Origin of the sequence: Enterococcus sp. DIV1096b (genome assembly GCF_050498765.1) — a bacterium.
GTDB classification, from domain to species: Bacteria; Bacillota; Bacilli; order Lactobacillales; family Enterococcaceae; genus Enterococcus_D; species Enterococcus_D entomosocium.
This window is the reverse complement of sequence record NZ_JBMHEK010000002.1, coordinates 22,966-38,267: the sequence shown is the minus strand read 5'-3', so window position 1 is coordinate 38,267 and position 15,302 is coordinate 22,966. Positions and strand designations below refer to the sequence as shown.

Annotated in this window: 16 protein-coding genes; 13 read left to right on the top strand and 3 right to left on the bottom strand. The window is 36.3% G+C overall.

The window, feature by feature from the left end:
* Positions 1 to 912, bottom strand: a complete 912-nt coding sequence (locus IGJ17_RS17075; RefSeq protein ID WP_029485251.1) for a ParA family protein — start codon at positions 910 to 912, stop codon at positions 1 to 3.
* Between the two features lie 553 nt (positions 913 to 1,465).
* On the opposite strand from IGJ17_RS17075, the gene IGJ17_RS17070 reads away from it, so the two are divergent.
* The 4 genes from IGJ17_RS17070 to IGJ17_RS17055 all read left to right on the top strand — a co-directional run bounded on the left by IGJ17_RS17070 (position 1,466) and on the right by IGJ17_RS17055 (position 4,906).
* Positions 1,466 to 2,965, top strand: coding sequence for a primase C-terminal domain-containing protein (locus IGJ17_RS17070; RefSeq protein WP_429961648.1), 1,500 nt, complete (start codon positions 1,466 to 1,468; stop codon positions 2,963 to 2,965).
* Between the two features lie 136 nt (positions 2,966 to 3,101).
* Positions 3,102 to 3,389: a type III secretion system protein PrgN gene (locus tag IGJ17_RS17065; protein ID WP_086373500.1), complete on the top strand. Its 288-nt coding sequence runs from the start codon at positions 3,102 to 3,104 to the stop codon at positions 3,387 to 3,389.
* 341 nt (positions 3,390 to 3,730) lie between these two features.
* Positions 3,731 to 4,141 carry a hypothetical protein gene (locus IGJ17_RS17060; protein ID WP_429961647.1) on the top strand — a complete coding sequence of 137 codons (411 nt, stop codon included), beginning with the start codon at positions 3,731 to 3,733 and terminating at the stop codon, positions 4,139 to 4,141.
* Positions 4,142 to 4,153: 12 nt separating this feature from the next.
* Positions 4,154 to 4,906 (top strand): DUF6973 domain-containing protein, encoded by a 753-nt coding sequence (locus IGJ17_RS17055; protein WP_429961646.1) that lies wholly within the window; start codon positions 4,154 to 4,156, stop codon positions 4,904 to 4,906.
* A 117-nt stretch (positions 4,907 to 5,023) separates the two neighbouring features.
* Here the strand turns inward: IGJ17_RS17055 and IGJ17_RS17050 are convergent, their stop codons facing one another.
* Both IGJ17_RS17050 and IGJ17_RS17045 read right to left on the bottom strand, forming a co-directional pair.
* Positions 5,024 to 5,968, bottom strand: a complete 945-nt coding sequence (locus IGJ17_RS17050; protein ID WP_429961645.1) for a helix-turn-helix domain-containing protein — start codon at positions 5,966 to 5,968, stop codon at positions 5,024 to 5,026.
* A 345-nt stretch (positions 5,969 to 6,313) separates the two neighbouring features.
* Positions 6,314 to 6,583: a helix-turn-helix domain-containing protein gene (locus IGJ17_RS17045; protein WP_271773057.1), complete on the bottom strand. Its 270-nt coding sequence runs from the start codon at positions 6,581 to 6,583 to the stop codon at positions 6,314 to 6,316.
* Between the two features lie 668 nt (positions 6,584 to 7,251).
* Here IGJ17_RS17045 and IGJ17_RS17040 point away from each other — a divergent pair.
* From IGJ17_RS17040 to IGJ17_RS17000, 9 genes are all read left to right on the top strand, one after another.
* Positions 7,252 to 7,653: a hypothetical protein gene (locus IGJ17_RS17040; protein ID WP_142960386.1), complete on the top strand. Its 402-nt coding sequence runs from the start codon at positions 7,252 to 7,254 to the stop codon at positions 7,651 to 7,653.
* A gap of 570 nt (positions 7,654 to 8,223) precedes the next feature.
* Positions 8,224 to 8,505, top strand: coding sequence for a hypothetical protein (locus IGJ17_RS17035; protein WP_429961644.1), 282 nt, complete (start codon positions 8,224 to 8,226; stop codon positions 8,503 to 8,505).
* Between the two features lie 46 nt (positions 8,506 to 8,551).
* Positions 8,552 to 9,472 (top strand): DNA (cytosine-5-)-methyltransferase, encoded by a 921-nt coding sequence (dcm, locus tag IGJ17_RS17030; protein ID WP_429961643.1) that lies wholly within the window; start codon positions 8,552 to 8,554, stop codon positions 9,470 to 9,472.
* Positions 9,473 to 9,516: 44 nt separating this feature from the next.
* Positions 9,517 to 9,891: a hypothetical protein gene (locus IGJ17_RS17025; protein WP_194199968.1), complete on the top strand. Its 375-nt coding sequence runs from the start codon at positions 9,517 to 9,519 to the stop codon at positions 9,889 to 9,891.
* 258 nt (positions 9,892 to 10,149) lie between these two features.
* Positions 10,150 to 10,578 (top strand): hypothetical protein, encoded by a 429-nt coding sequence (locus IGJ17_RS17020; RefSeq protein ID WP_010749173.1) that lies wholly within the window; start codon positions 10,150 to 10,152, stop codon positions 10,576 to 10,578.
* 92 nt (positions 10,579 to 10,670) lie between these two features.
* Complete coding sequence (locus IGJ17_RS17015; RefSeq protein WP_429961642.1) at positions 10,671 to 14,297, top strand: MSCRAMM family protein; 3,627 nt, start codon at positions 10,671 to 10,673, stop codon at positions 14,295 to 14,297.
* 13 nt (positions 14,298 to 14,310) lie between these two features.
* Entirely contained in the window at positions 14,311 to 14,631 is a 321-nt protein-coding gene (locus tag IGJ17_RS17010; protein ID WP_148844165.1) for a hypothetical protein, read from the top strand.
* 51 nt (positions 14,632 to 14,682) lie between these two features.
* Positions 14,683 to 14,844 (top strand): DUF2065 family protein, encoded by a 162-nt coding sequence (locus IGJ17_RS17005; RefSeq protein ID WP_140966480.1) that lies wholly within the window; start codon positions 14,683 to 14,685, stop codon positions 14,842 to 14,844.
* A 67-nt stretch (positions 14,845 to 14,911) separates the two neighbouring features.
* The gene (locus IGJ17_RS17000) at positions 14,912 to 15,298 is read left to right on the top strand and encodes a hypothetical protein (RefSeq protein ID WP_140966479.1); all 387 of its coding nucleotides are present in this window, start codon (positions 14,912 to 14,914) and stop codon (positions 15,296 to 15,298) included.
* Positions 15,299 to 15,302: the final 4 nt, after the last annotated feature.

The following is a 15,302-nucleotide window of genomic DNA, read 5'->3' as shown; positions in this document are numbered from 1 at the left end:
TTAGTTTTCTCCTTCGAATAACTTTATTCTATGAATGAAATCTTTTGCTAAAGGTACAAAAACTTCTTCGTAAGCAAGTTTGTCCCAATAAGTGTCAGTATTTAAACCTGTCCTCGGTGTTGTTTGCACTCGCTTAACATGTGGTAAAATATTATCAAAAAGGTTTTGATCACCAAACTTTTCGATAGCATCGTTGACAACTTGGCGATCTATACTACCTTTACTCAACTGATTTGGAAGTATTCCAACTATTTCAGTTTTACAATCAAATTTTTCAACAAGAGGAGTGACTTCTTCTGATATATAATCTTCAACGCCATCTAAGCTGTCGGATTGTGTTTGAAAAGCCATAATAATATAGTCAGAAGCATAAGCAGCATTCCTAGTGAAATCAGACATAGTAGGTGGGGTATCGATGAGAACAAAATCGTAATCCGGCTTGACTGGTTCAAGTAAATCTTTCAAGACTGAAATTCTGTTTTTTTCGACCTCGATATAATCAGCGTCTATTCCTTCTATAGCGTCCCCATAAAGCTTAGTTAAATATTTTGGGAAGTTTTTAAAATCTATATGTGATGGAATGCAATCCAAGTTTTCAATTATTGGAAGAACTAATTGTTTTAAATCTCGTTCAACGATTCCAGCTAGCATAGTTTTTTCAATAATGAAAATGTCATCGTCTTTAGAGTGATAATTTTTAGTCAACAACATTGTCTTTGTAGTATTTGATTGCGGATCGGCATCCACTACCAACACTTTAAATCCCATATTAGCAAGTACATAGCTCAAGTATCTTATAATAGTAGTTTTACCTACTCCACCCTTGGAATTTGCTACAGTAATAGTTAATGGTCTTCTGACGACATTTCTATATTCAAAAACAATTTTCAAGTTTTCTTGCGATAATTCCATTAAACAAACCTCCCGTTTATAAAATATAAAATATAAATTGCAAAATATAATATATATATCTGTCTAAGAACATTGTACCATAAGTAAATAAGTTGTCAATTATATTTTATAAATTATATTTTATAAAATATAATTTATAATCAAGTCGCTTGATAATCTTTACAAATGTTTAAAAATAGGGTAACTTTGTAGTATAAAAAAAAGGTTTACAGCATTAAAAAAAAAGTTTACACTTTAAAAGAAAATTACATAAAAAAAAAGAGACGGATAAAAAAGTGAAATTGGCCTCACTATTCTATCTGAATCACATAAAAAGCCTATGTGTTCTCGCTCGTCTCAGAAGTTATGTAAGTGGCTGACAACCACTTATGTAATTTTGATAAGTTTTTCGGACTGACAATCCGAACTTACAGACTTATTCTACCATTTTTTGACGAGCAACTCAATATATACACGCTTATTTTGTCATTCATTTAAGACTTCTAAGCTATTGGGAGAACACAAATCTTTAAGATCATTTGTGTTCTCTTTTAGTTTGGGAAGGAATAAAGTCATGGCAGCTTCTTTGGATGTCGTATATTCGACGGTATTACAAAATGGTATCCGTAAATTCAAATATAGAAACAGCCACCTAAAACCGGTCTCTTTTAGTGATCAGTCGGGGAAGGGGGCTATTTTTGCGTACCGTTCAAAGGAACACATGATCGAGGGGATCGGACTAGTGATCACTTCAGAAGAAGGGGTGATCGAAAACAATAATCGATTCACTCATTGGACTCCAAATGTATTTCGCTATGGAACATATGCTGATGAAGCCAGAATGTTTACAAAAGGTCATTCTGAGGACAATTTGCGTCAAATCAATACTTTCTTTGTTGATTTTGACACATTGGATCCAAACTTTGACTACGGAGAAATTATCTTGGCCAGTCACGAGATCGGCTTTATGCCGACAATGATTCTACGTACACCGCATGGATTTCAAGCTTTCTATGTACTAGACAAGCCTGCATACGTGACGAAGAAATCAAATTTTAAAGTGATCAATGTGGCCAAAATGATCTCAAAAAATCTAAGAAACAAATTTTCAAATGATTATCGGTTTCCAGTTGATGCAAATGCCAATCATTTTGGGATCACACGAATGCCTTCTGAAGAGAATGTTTTATTCTTTGAACCACAGTATCGTTATAGTTTCGAAGAATGGATCGACTGGTCAATGAGAGAAGATGCGGACAAAAAAGCGGAGATCAAGAACGTTTTTGTATTACCATCTACTCAAGAATTTCGTCAAGTCGATGAACCATGGTTCCAGCTGTTGCTAAAAAGTCAAAAAATCCAAGGTGAAAAGGGCGTTTATGGTCGAAATAATGTCATATTCACCTTGTCTTTGGCATACTTTTCGTCAGGATACGAAGTAGAAGCATGTGAATTGACGATGTTAGAATTCAATGACCGCTTGGCTAACCCTTTATCTGATCGAGAATTAACCAGAATCATTCGTTCCGCTTACTCCGGAAAATATCAAGCAGCGCACAGAGAAAAAATTGTCCTATTATGCCAAGAGTGGGTCGATGCCAATCTTTCTGAAGAGCAGCTATTCAACAAAAAACGGGGTTGGTGGAAATTCAAGAAAGAAAGAGCTGTTCGCAAGTATTCACATAGTCATGAATGGGCAGAAGATCTACTGTCCTATTTGAATGAGCAATCCTATGAAGAACAACCATACATTATTTCTACAAAAAAAGAGTTAACTGAAAGTTTAAAGATCCCAAAACGCTCCCTGGACAAAGTACTGAAGCAGTTAAGAGAAGAGAACAAAATTCATTTTCGTGTTCGTGCTGGTCGTAATGGAGGTATTATGCTAGCTTCGATACATGGATTGATGCGCTCCGTTATCCGGCTAAAAAAAGAAAGCCAGGGGGCGTATTTCGCTGCGATCTCAGAAGCTTTTGGAAGAGAATACACGTTTATCCAGACAGCATTGAAACGCTTGATAGAACCCAATAAGATCGGCGTGCAAACAGATCTGTTCATGATCGATACAGGTTGAAACTAAAAGGTGCAAATTGCCTTTTACATTATATCTATGATACGTTCCTTCTTTTTCTCCGCCTTGCTTGCTGGTCTTAAGAAAGAGTAGTACTATTATCGCAAACGTAATAATATGGTGGGAGGTCTTTCTGACTATGAGTATCAATACCTTTGTATATCCCTACCCGATCAATGTGTTTATTATTTCGCGGTTAGGTATGACAGTAGAGCAATTTTGTGAGTTACATGGATATAAGCAGAGTACAGTAGCAAGCTGGGTAACAAGAAACCGTGCAGTAAAAACGTTACCTTGTGATTTTTTATATTGTCTTAGTCTTTCTTCAGGCTGGTCGATGGATGATGTTTATCGTCATTTATTGGTATTGGAGGAGAAGTTCTTAAAGAGTATCAATCCAAAAAAAGAAAAAGAACAAATTAATTAATTATGTCGATCATTCTTCGTTGTATTTTAGTTTTTTACGTGTTCGTTAAGTGATATAGACAATGTAACTTAATAAATGATTTTGTCAGTTTATTTTTTTGGGAAGGTTCAAGTATCTGTATTTATTTGTGAAAGGTAATATTATTACATTTTTGTAAGGGTTATTTAAAACAGCAATAGTGTATAATTTAAATAAGATTATATCTTGTCTATGTTTAAAATATCGATAAAATAAATATTTACAATATCCTATTACTAAAATATACTTGAGTTAGAAAGGGGGAACAGTAGATTCATTTTTCGAATTTACTGAAAGATATGAAAAAATCAAAAAGGAAAGTATTGACGATTGTTTTATCTTGCACAGTTTTGGTAGTACTTGGTACACTATTTTTCCTGAAAAATAATGGTAAAACAGGCATTTTTATTGAAAATAATAAAGGTGCAATAGAAGTTCCTATTACAATAGCAAGAAATTATAAGAATGATTCAGAAGTTCTTTATGAAAGTAATTCGATAAAGTCTACGAATAAACCAATAGAGGAAGCTAGTATAAGTGGTGAGAGTTCTATTTCAGTTACCATTTATGGAGAAGAGCAAACAGTTACTGGTTATGTTGATAGCAATACTAAAAACTTTTCTTTATTGGTAAAAGTAGCTAGTTATGACGAATCAACGGGTAAAATAGTATTAGATTGCAACTATGATGATGGTATAAACAAAACAGAAAAACAATTGATTTTCCAAAAATAAGGAGAACTAAAAATGAAAAAAATATTTTTAACGTTAGTTTTATTCTTTGGTATTTCAGTATCAAGTAGTATCCATGCTTATGCAGATGAGATTGCAACAGATGAATCAGTATCAGAAACAATATCGAATGAGAGTCTAAGCGATGAAGTAATAGATAGTTTAACAATTGATGACTTTGTTAGAGCTTATGAAATTTCGAGCTCAGATGAAGCATTTAAAGATCTATCTGAAGATGATCAAAACTTATATATGATTAAGCTATACAATGAGATATATGAGTCAAAAAACTATAGGGTAACAGCAAGATACCTGCCATCTGCCTACGAGAATTTGAATAGTGCGGAGAAAAAACTTGTCAAATCATATCCTGCGCAAGCAGCTCAAGTGTATACTGCTTCTAGTTTGGCTACAAAAAGGACAAATGCACTATATAAAAACGGGTTGCATAATGGAAACGGAGATGCTTTTAGACATACTTATTGGAATGCTGAGATGGCAACGATGTTAGCCGGATATGGATCAAGTTTCAACCCTTCTAACGGTAAAACAAATGCGAAAAGATGGGCAGATGCTCACGAGGAGAATAAAAATCAACCAGCTAATGAAAAGCAAATGGATCTTTTCAATAATAACGTTGGTAGATCGATTGTAAATAAGAAATATTCATCAAAGGATTTGGAGAAGAAGGCTTTAGCAAAAGTTGATGCAGGAAGTTGTAGAAGAATTGTAAATAACAAAGTAGTTGCTACAACTAAAGCAAGATAGTTTTTCGAGAAGAGATGAATATTATCTCTTCTTTTTTTGTATTGATGATTTGGGAAAATAGGAAACTTCAGTTTTAAATATATAAAAAAAGCCTAGCAAAGAATACTAGGCTTTTTCTTATGGTTTTAAAATGTATACAGGTGGAATATGAATATTGTTTGGACGATCACCGTTTCTGTCAGATAGACGTTGGAAACCGCCATGTAGCCCTTCTACCAAACGACTTGAGGGTAATAAGTTGCGCCAATTAGTAACAATTTGATTCAATTTGTTTAGCTTATTTTGTTTTTCATTGTTTTGATTTTCGGTGTAGATGGCTAGAACATTTTCTAAGTATTGGGCCCAAATTTTCAGTTCAATGGAGTCAACATGGTCTGCTGTAGCTATTAATTTATTTAAAGGCTGCTTGGCTTCTTCAAAATAACCTAAATCCATTAAGCAATCGGATAGGTTTCCTAAGCAGATTGGATAATACTTTTTGTAGAAATGATTAAATGAGTCCATAACATTGAAGTCGACATCTATCAATTTTTGACTGACAATCTGAAGCTGATCCATTGATAGCAGGGTCATAAAATCTGCGAAAAATTGTAGATCGTAAGAAGTCAGATGATTTGTGACTAAGATTTGATTCATCAATGCCTGGACTTCAAGAATATTTATTTTAGGTATTTGTCTTGTATCTTTTGCAAAATACTTTTCTAGCAACAATCGCATTCTGCTTAGCATTAGACTGTTTTTTTGATTTTTTATCAGGTCTTCGTATAGGATAATTGCTTCAGCTATATCATGTGTATCAGTGACGATATTGTATCGCTTGAAAAGATTTTTGTATTCATGATTTTCACTTCGATAATAGAGATCCAAGATATCTTCAATCCTAGCATTCAATTTTTTTGCTAAAGGAATAAGCATATATAGCGGAAATTCTCTTTCGCCTTTCTTTATTCTTGCATACGAGCTTTCACTAAGAATAGTATTTACTAATTCTTTTTGGGATATTCCACGACTTTTTCTTAAATCTTCAATTATTCCCACTAAAATGATAGACTTCTCATTCACAGCTCATTAAACCTCCATAAGAAATTGCCAATTTAGCAATTATCCATTTTTTTGTTGTAAAAATTTTATCAAGTGGTACTATTTGACTTGTAAATTTACACAATTAAAGTATCGGAGGAAAACAGTATGAGTTTAGACTTAATCTTATTATTATTAACTGGTTCAACTGGTGTTCAAACGCAAGATGTACAAATTGGTACACGCTAAAACTAGTTCCAAAATGTATCATAATTTACTATTCAGCGTCTGTTTAAGTTAGTTATTATAATGTGCCGGCCATTTTAATAACCTAATGATGAAATTTATTTTTTAATCAATCCCAAAATAAAAAAGCTAGTAGATAAACTAGCTTTCAGGCGGATAGTGATTAAAAGGTGGCATGCTTTCAATGTCATAAAATAATTCTGGCATCGATATCTCTAATATTTCGAATAGAGTGAGATAAGTATGCATGGATGGTTTTTCTATATGATTATTTTCAATCTGAGATAAATACGAATAATTTATTTCAGCTATTTCTGCCAATTCTCTTATTGTGTAGTGATGTTTTTTTCTAGCTTCTTTTATTACATTAGCAAAATGAAATTTGATGTTTGTGTACTCTTCATTAGTCATTTGTTTAGCCTTTTTATTTTTGAAAATACCATAAATTTTGAATTTTTGTTTGTCTGCATGCAAATAAAATGGTATAATATTATTGTGAAAGCTTAAATTTATATATCACAAGAAATAACTTAATTACTTAAGAAAATGACCGATAGTATAAGAATAACTAGTAATGGTATTTTTGATCAACAAAATAAATTGTTGTCAAAATAAATTTCTTATGCTATGTTTTACACATAAAAATAAAACAATATTTTTGTTTGACATACTTGTACGAAGCCAAACAAAAAGGAGCCCCCGAAGTAAATCTCGTCACTGCAAGAGCGCCAACTCATGCAGGAGTCATTGATAAACCTCGGTTTCCAATCAAGTGTAGTAGCACCTGAACGGATTGAGCTCCTTTGCGTCGTAGCTTCTCTACAACGATGTAATTATAACAGATAATGATTGTAGAAAGAAACTTCTGATTCAATGTATTATTGAAAAATGTATGTTTAATCTTTAGTTTCTTCTACAGTTGATCTAGGTGTATGATAGGCCAAATCATCATTTTTGACGCCATCTGTTATTTTCGTTGAAGAGACTGCGATTCTTAGGAGGTAAATTCATGTTCTCGTGAATTTACCTCCTTTTTGTTTGCTTTTATGTAAGTATGATCTAGGAAATGAGGAATGACAATGACAAAAGGGTTAGCAGTATACGTTAAAGATCTAGCAAGAATCAAAACAACGGTACAACTATTTAACACGCAGCATTGGATGATCGAAGGGGAAAACGCCTATCGCTATACGACTCTTTTTGAAAAAGGAAAGCCAAAAAAAATATTTTTCGGGGCTGCCAAAACGGAAACGATCTTTCCACAAATCAAACTTCTTTTTGATCAAAAGGAAAGAGTCATTGCGCAACGATTAAATTCAAATGGTCGTCTGATAACGACAAGGGAAAACAAATATTTCAAAGTCCGGAACCATCGATCAGAACGAGCGTTAGAAGTATATGCCTTGATCACTGCGATAGAAGAAAAAGAATACGAGGAAATGATTCAAAATTATTGGTACCAGGAACGAAAACGAGCGTAACTGCTTTTTGAATCTAAAATTAAACATCTTTTGTTTGCTAGTTTCTAGCAAAATCTCTTGATATGAGTTGATAACGAACGAGTATTGAGAACTAATTGAATAAATGAATGTGGGTATTAGAACGCCCCTCTAAACTAAACAGCATGGCTACTAAGGGGTTTAGAGTAACCAGGAATACAATGAACTGGTGAGCCAAAAACATTGAAGGATTTGCCAAGACCGCACGTGTGCGAGCGAATATCCGGCCTTCATAGGAGTTAGATTTCTCCGGTTGTAAAAATCTGCGACTTTTATTTTGTTCTATTTTCGAATCTGGTAAACAAAAGATGTTTAATTGGTTAATAATAAATTTTAAAAAGGGAGTGGAAGTTATGACGAAGACAAGTAAGTTATTGGCAGTTGGAAAGTTTTTCTTGAAGATGATGTTTAAAGTTAGTATGGGATTGCTGAAGGTTGCGGTATTTATCTTCATATTCACTTTCACGTTCGCAGCGATCAATGCTACTTCAACTCCTTTTTCTAACCGTTGACCTTAAAAAAGTGATGGACGGCTGGTCATGAAGGGCAATATTGAAGTTGGCTAATGGAAGAAATAGAAAACTAGAAAGGGATTTATTCATGAGATCGAAAAAAGAGCAGCACCATTTTGACGAGGGTTATTTTTCGGCAATGAGAGACGCAATGTCACTTGATATAGAACATTATGGCAATGGTGCAGGGGCAGAACTAATACAAGAATTTAATTTGAGACGTTCCGATTTTTTGAAGTATTTTGAAGCTGAAGATATTCAATTTATAGATAACTATGTTGGAGAAGGATCAAGGCGATATAAAGAAATTTGGTTATCATAATTGTTCTTCTATCCCACCAAAATAATCAACCGGAGGAGTGAAGCCAGTGCTTCAAATTTTAGAACTGTTCGGAGGGATTGGCAGCCCTCGGATTGCATTAAGAAATTTAGGGATACCGACTAAGTCAATAGACTACGTTGAAATCGATCAGAAAGCCGTTGATAGTTACAATGCTATCTTTGCAAACGAGTTACCGTTTAGTACTCAATCAGTTGTTAATTGGAACCTTAAGCCAGATATTTTGATTCACGGATCGCCTTGCCAGGATGTATCTATTGCTGGTCATCAAAAAGGTGCTGATGAGGGATCGGAAACTAGATCTAGCTTGATGTGGGAAACAATTAAAATCATAGCTGATATGGGCATGTGGAAACCAAGGATTGTGATTTGGGAGAATGTCAAAGGTGTATTGTACAAACACATGCGAAAGAATTTCAATCGGTATCTCGATGAAATGGAAAAACTAGGGTATTCGAATTCATTTGAATTGTTAGACGCAAGGGATTTCGGTCTACCGCAAGCAAGACAAAGGGTATTTACGATTTCAGTTCTTAATCAAGATCCTTTTAACTTTCAAATTTTGAATCGTAAACCTATGAAAGATATCAAAGAGTTTTTGCTTAATAACGACCAGGTTGATCCAATCTACAACGTAACGCAGCCTAGTGTCTTATCCGTTATCGGAAAAACAGGAATCAAACGTGCAACAGTGATTCAAGATTTTGCTTACACGATAACAACTCGACAGGATCGTACACCAGCACAAGTTATTGACTGTGGGAAAGAACGTTATAGATATCTTACTGAACTGGAGTGCTGGCGACTACAAGGCTATTCAGACGATGATTACTTTGCTGCTGCTTCGACCGTTGAGAGAAACGGAAGATTTCGCATGCCAATGTATAAGCAGGCCGGGAATAGTATTCCAGTTGGTATCTTTGAAAGTCTGTTTGAAATACTAATTTAGTTAGCTATCCACCAATATTGTTAAATCAATTAAAGGAGGTCAATATGAGTAGTATTGTCTATATGATAGTAGCCTTTACTATATGTTTATGTGGGCTATATCTATATGGGAAAATGTCCAATTTGGAAGATATTGACCAATACCTATCAAAAGAAAATCAAGAGTCCTTACTAAAAAATTGTTACTATGATCATTCTTTCAAGAAACACACTCTACAGGAAATTGAGATAATGACTCATCGAATCAACGCACAGTTGATGGATCTGAACGAGGATAGGCTAATAATAAGGGCAGAACTATCAAGCAAAATCGATAGTTTGAAGGCTTTGAAACACAAAATTCTTGTTGATAGTTACAATGAAAAATTAGCCGAATTATCGCCAGATCAACGTGCATTAGATGATTGGGATCGGTTCTGACCTTGTTTGAAAGAATTAAAAAAGTCCTCCTAGTTTCCGCTAGAAAGACCAAACAAACTATTATGTCCTTATTTATTATAAGTAAACAAGACAGTAAATCAACTAATTTGGTTTAGCTGTTTAACAGAATAAGAAGAGTAAGCTTGGGAATGGAATCTCAAGCTTTTTTAATACTCAAGAAGGAGGAAGCGTATGAAAAACGTCTGTCGCAGTCCATAAAGGATAGATAAAAAATGAGTGAAGGGAGGGCAGAAACAGATGGATGCTGAAAAGAAAACCTTGTATTTAACCGTAGGAAAGGAGGTTTCCCTAAGTTTTACAGGAAACGGTGAAGCATTACAGTATATTCGCTTGAGCGTGAATAAGCTGGCAGAAATTATTAATAATGGCTTGGTCGATCGCCAAAGTATTTTTGAAATTGACGAAGTTTCACTGATCACGAAAAGTAATTATAAGACCGTTGTGCAAGTGGTCGCTGGGAAACAAGTATTACACGGTAATACGGATCATGTAGACGTGGTTATCGATAAAGATAAAACAAAACAAAAAGCCGCTGGGAAAGATATTTTCACGAATGGCGACTTTTTATTTATCGTTGATCAAGAACAACACATATCGAAACAAGAGCTGCATACGCTAAATATAAAGAACTCAAAAAGTTATTTAAACGAAGGAGACCGCCTATGATCTTATATGGCCAAGGAACAAAGAATGCGTAATCGAGCGCCACCGTCCTTTTCGAAAATCCATTTTGAAGGAGAGGATGTGAACAGGTACCAATGAAAAAGAAGCACAAACTCGTCGTTTCGTTTTCAGTGATGATCATTTCTCTTCTTGCTATGGCCAACTTTCCTTATGTTTTGGCACAAGAACAAACAGATACCGCTAAAACGGATCAGGAAGTGGCTGCAGTATCGGAAGAGACCTTAAACAAAGAACAGGCATCAACCGTTGTTCAAGGTGCTGATGGCTTACTGTATGTGGTAGCAGACAAATCAGACAAAGAACAGCTGATTTCTTCAGATACGCCGCAGATCGCTGAAAAAACTGAAGGAGATTTTACAGCTGTTGAAGTAGGGATCGATGAAAAGCGTCAGGAAAAAGCGGATCAGGCAGATCAAGAAATCAAAGACTTTGATGAAATCGATCTAAATGATGTTGAATCGCTGCAGTCGGCAGTCAATAGTGAAGATCTTCCATTTATTGAAGAAGATCAAGTCGCTGAAGAATTGTCAAAAACCAAAAATACGGAAGAGTCTGAACAAGTTTTGATGCAGACACGTTTCTTTTATGCTGAAGAGATCCTGAACCAAACCAATAACTTGAATGATGTTCCTTCTATGCTAAAAGAAAGTAAAGTTGCTTTGCTGGCTTCTGTTTCAAAAACAGTCTCTGAAACAACGATCAATCCGCCTTCAGGTTATCCTTGGCTGATGTATATCGTTCGCAGCAACGGTTATTCTTACACAGAAGACCGTGGGATTCGGCGGACGATCGATGGAAAAGATGCGTTTTGTTTACAAGCAGGGGTTACGGCAGCTAAGACGTACACGGATGCCGGTAGCAGCTATTTGAGTACTTCTCAAAAAGAAACGATCACGTCCATTATTAGTGCTTACCGTGAATTAGGTGGTTGGGCAAATAACGACGCTGGAAAGCAACGTTGGATGGCCGCACAAATTCTTGTTTGGGAAAATTCAAATGAAAAACCAAAAAGTATCACCATTACCCCAAATCACAAAGCTGGTGTGACTGACTGGAAAAGCAAAATGACTACACGAGCTGGTCAGATCCGCACACGTCCGCAATGGGACGCAACGTCTAAGACGGTCTATGAAGGAGAAAAAGCAACCTTTACTGTGAATAACAGTTGGGGCGATCATAACCTCTATGTAGAATCCGTCAGCGGTGGGGCAAAAGCGACGATCAGTGGCAATAAATTGACCGTCGATACGAATGGATCCACTGCAACAAAAATCACTGTAAATATGGTGAAAGGGTCGAAAACAAATGAAAAATATCCGACTACTGTCTGGGCGAACGGTTCGTATCAAAAACTGGTCACTGGTTCTTTTTATGTTTCAACTTCCGTAACCGTGAATGTGAAGCGAAAAGGGACTGTGGATGTCTTGAAAGTAGATGCAGATACCAAAAAGCCACTAGCAAATGCCACCTTCCGCTTTACGTATGATGGAAAGACAACAGACGTAAAATCAGGAACGGATGGGAAGGCAAAGCTAGGAGAACGATTAAAGGCTGGATCAATAGTCAAAGTGAAAGAAATAACCGCTCCTTCAGGTTACAAGTTAAACGGAACGGAGTTTTCAATCACGGTAGGGGAAAATACGAATGTTTCGAAGACCTGGACAAACGAGCGACTCGCAGGTGCTGTAGAGCTTACCAAAATCGCAGACGTCGATCAAAAGTCGTTAGATGGTGTGGTATTTACACTATACAAATCGGACGGATCCATTTTACAAGATAACCTAAAAACCGACACAAATGGCCAACTGAAAGTAAAGGATCTAACGCTGGGATCCTATTACTTTAAGGAAAAAACGGCAGCGGTTGGTTTTGAAACAGATAGTAAAAACTACTCGTTTACCATTACTGCAGACGTGACTGAAGCAAAGCCGGTGAAATTAACAATCACCAATCAGTACAAATTAAGTGCTTCAAAGACGGTATCAGACAAGAATGAGACAGGCAAAACCAGCAATGCTTGGTCAGCTGCTTCCGATGATTTTCTACAATATGATTTAACGACAAGTACGGTAGAAAAACTAGGATCTCGTTTCTTACCAAATATTTCGATTGAAGACCAGGTAGATTTTTCAAAAGTTTCTATTTCTACGGTTCAAGTACTTGCTCAAGGTGTTGATGTGACAAGTCAATTTACAGTTACACAAAATACTGCAGAAAATAAAGTAACAGCTGTTGCGAAAGATTCTGCGCTTTCGACATCTTCTTTTTATGGGAAGACTTATACACTTCGAACGAAGATGAAACTTCTTTCTAGCGTAATCGATGCGAAAGAAAAACAAACAATCACCATAACCAAAAATGGTCTTGTCAAAGCCGGTTCGCTAACTGCAACGTCAAACGCTGTTACAACTACTTTACCAGCATACAAGCTGACAGTGAATCATGTGACAGAAACAGAAAAAGCGCTGCTTAAACAAGTCGTTGAGACCAAATACGATGGGGAGTCGTATGAGTACAAGCCGCTGGATGATCTATTCGACGTGAAAGGCAATCGCTACCGCTCAAAAGTGACTAGAAGTGGGGTCGTTGCTGGCAAAGATCTTGTACTTGAGATCCCGTATTATCTACCGTCATTAGAGATCAATACCGAGAAAGTTTCAATACTGACAGGCAAAGCGTCATTGACCGACAATTTGAAGGCGACGATCACTTTTTCTAAGTCAGCGAGTTACGAAGAAGAATTGAAAAATGTCCTTTATCGATTGACTGTAACTGATCAAAAACAGAAGAAAACTGTCTTTACAAAAGATATTTCACTTGGTTCCTATGCTTCAAGCCTAGCTGTTGATTTGCCTACTGCAGGCTTTACTAAGGGTGAGAAGGTTCCGTATTCTCTTTCCCTTCAGGTACTGAAAAATCCTGACAAAGTAAAGGCTGAAACAGATACGATTGATTTTTCAACATTCGGCTATATAGCTTCAGAAAAAGTCCTCACCAATGCGGATCTGAAAAGCGGTAAGCTTTCCTATGGCGCAGTGAGTCAAACAGAAGCAACGAGAAAAAACAAAGCGTATGTAGAAAAGAAAGAGACCCTTCAGTTTGATTTTGAAGAACAGCGTTCGTCAAAAACGGGCTATGGACTACCAATCACATTAGCGCCGATCTACAGCAGTGAGATCCAAGATACGCCACTACTTTCGTTTACGCTTTCTTCTCCAACGAAGCTAGTCGATACCTATTTAGATCTTCAGTATGTCGAATCAAAAGGGAACATTCAGATCCCGTTAGATCGTACGGTCAATCAAGTAGCGAAACAAACTACTGCCGCTATTACTTCTACAAAATTTGAGTTTCCTCAAATAAGCGTAGAGGAGAAGACGGGTGCATTGTATACGCAAGAACAAGTAAAAAATCCAACCAAAAAAATTGCGAATAAGTTACTTGATGGGGGAAGAAAGTTTTATTTGCCGATTTGGGCAGAAAAAGGGGACTACAATCTGACGCTGCAATCGAATGTGGTTGGCCGGAACTTTATTCAAGTATCGATGAACCAAACGCTTTCGGTCTACGCAAACATGTATGCGACGATTGATAGTAAAACAAAGAAAGAAGATGAATTGTTACTCACGCCGGTTTATCCTGATACGACTGTGCCAAAAGGATGGTCAAAAGCAGAGATCACGTGGTTAAGAGGAAAGTAAGGAGTTGGGCAATATGTATGGTTCAGCCGTTTTTGATGTACGATCGGAATTAAAACAGTCCAGGCACCTATTGCGGAAAGTAGTTTTTAGCAGTTTAGGGATCCTGGTCTTTTTCTTTCTCTTTAAGCAGTTGATCGGGATCCCGTTCAATTACTTGAATCAGATCAGTTCTTCGTTTTTAAACTTTGGTTCTGGAAGCAGCAATGTTTCCGGTTCGCTGACCTCAGCGATTCAACAAAATCAATTTGTACAGGCCGTTATGGTATTCGTTACTGGGATTTTGGCAGTCTGCACCAAGTTTTTTGATGAAATCAAACAACTATTTTTCAAGTAACGATCGGCTTTAATAGCCGGTTTCTATTTCTACTGAAGGGAGGTGACATTCATGGATACAGTTCAACATCATTCTCACACATTAATGAACATTGCGATTGCAGTAGGTTTAGTTGCGATCATCGGGGGTGCAGCTTTCGTATTTTTTCCTGACTTAACAAAACAAATGCTCGCAAAAATCACTACTTACGTTTCAACATTACCAACAAAATAATGGATAAAAAGATGATCGGGGAAGACAATCTTTGTCTTCTCCTTTTTCTTGGTTAGGAGAGGGAGGAATGACACATTATTGGCGACAGATCACGGTTATGGTCGTAGGGGCACTTTTTATGATTTTAATTGCGTGGTTTTTTATCGGAAATGCCAAGAAAGATACGGAAGCATTTAACATTACTGAAGCGTTAAGAACAGCTGCAATCAGTAATAAAGATGATTCTGCACGCATTCAACCAGGCACTTTTTACTTGGATCAAGCCAACTTTGAAAAAGAGTTTGAGCAGACGATCAAGAAGCAGCCGTTTTATGCAAAAAAAACGGTAAAAGTGACGTTCAACTACTTAAAAGAAGCAGATAACAAAGGAATCAAAGGCATTCGTGCCTATGTAGAGTCCGATGGATCCATTGACGAAGCCACATGTATTTTAAGTACGCCGGAAGGAGGGTAAATCA

Excerpts from the sequence above, each read along its gene's own strand:
- IGJ17_RS17070 (WP_429961648.1), top strand. The coding sequence starts at position 1,466 with ATGGCAGCTTCTTTGGATGTCGTATATTCGACGGTATTACAAAATGGT.
- IGJ17_RS17010 (WP_148844165.1), top strand. The coding sequence starts at position 14,311 with ATGTATGGTTCAGCCGTTTTTGATGTACGATCGGAATTAAAACAGTCC.
- IGJ17_RS17055 (WP_429961646.1), top strand. The coding sequence starts at position 4,154 with ATGAAAAAAATATTTTTAACGTTAGTTTTATTCTTTGGTATTTCAGTA.
- IGJ17_RS17005 (WP_140966480.1), top strand. The coding sequence starts at position 14,683 with ATGGATACAGTTCAACATCATTCTCACACATTAATGAACATTGCGATT.
- IGJ17_RS17020 (WP_010749173.1), top strand. The coding sequence starts at position 10,150 with ATGGATGCTGAAAAGAAAACCTTGTATTTAACCGTAGGAAAGGAGGTT.
- IGJ17_RS17040 (WP_142960386.1), top strand. The coding sequence starts at position 7,252 with ATGACAAAAGGGTTAGCAGTATACGTTAAAGATCTAGCAAGAATCAAA.
- IGJ17_RS17000 (WP_140966479.1), top strand. The coding sequence starts at position 14,912 with ATGACACATTATTGGCGACAGATCACGGTTATGGTCGTAGGGGCACTT.
- IGJ17_RS17045 (WP_271773057.1), bottom strand. The coding sequence starts at position 6,583 with ATGACTAATGAAGAGTACACAAACATCAAATTTCATTTTGCTAATGTA.
- IGJ17_RS17025 (WP_194199968.1), top strand. The coding sequence starts at position 9,517 with ATGAGTAGTATTGTCTATATGATAGTAGCCTTTACTATATGTTTATGT.
- IGJ17_RS17075 (WP_029485251.1), bottom strand. The coding sequence starts at position 912 with ATGGAATTATCGCAAGAAAACTTGAAAATTGTTTTTGAATATAGAAAT.
- IGJ17_RS17065 (WP_086373500.1), top strand. The coding sequence starts at position 3,102 with ATGAGTATCAATACCTTTGTATATCCCTACCCGATCAATGTGTTTATT.
- IGJ17_RS17015 (WP_429961642.1), top strand. The coding sequence starts at position 10,671 with ATGAAAAAGAAGCACAAACTCGTCGTTTCGTTTTCAGTGATGATCATT.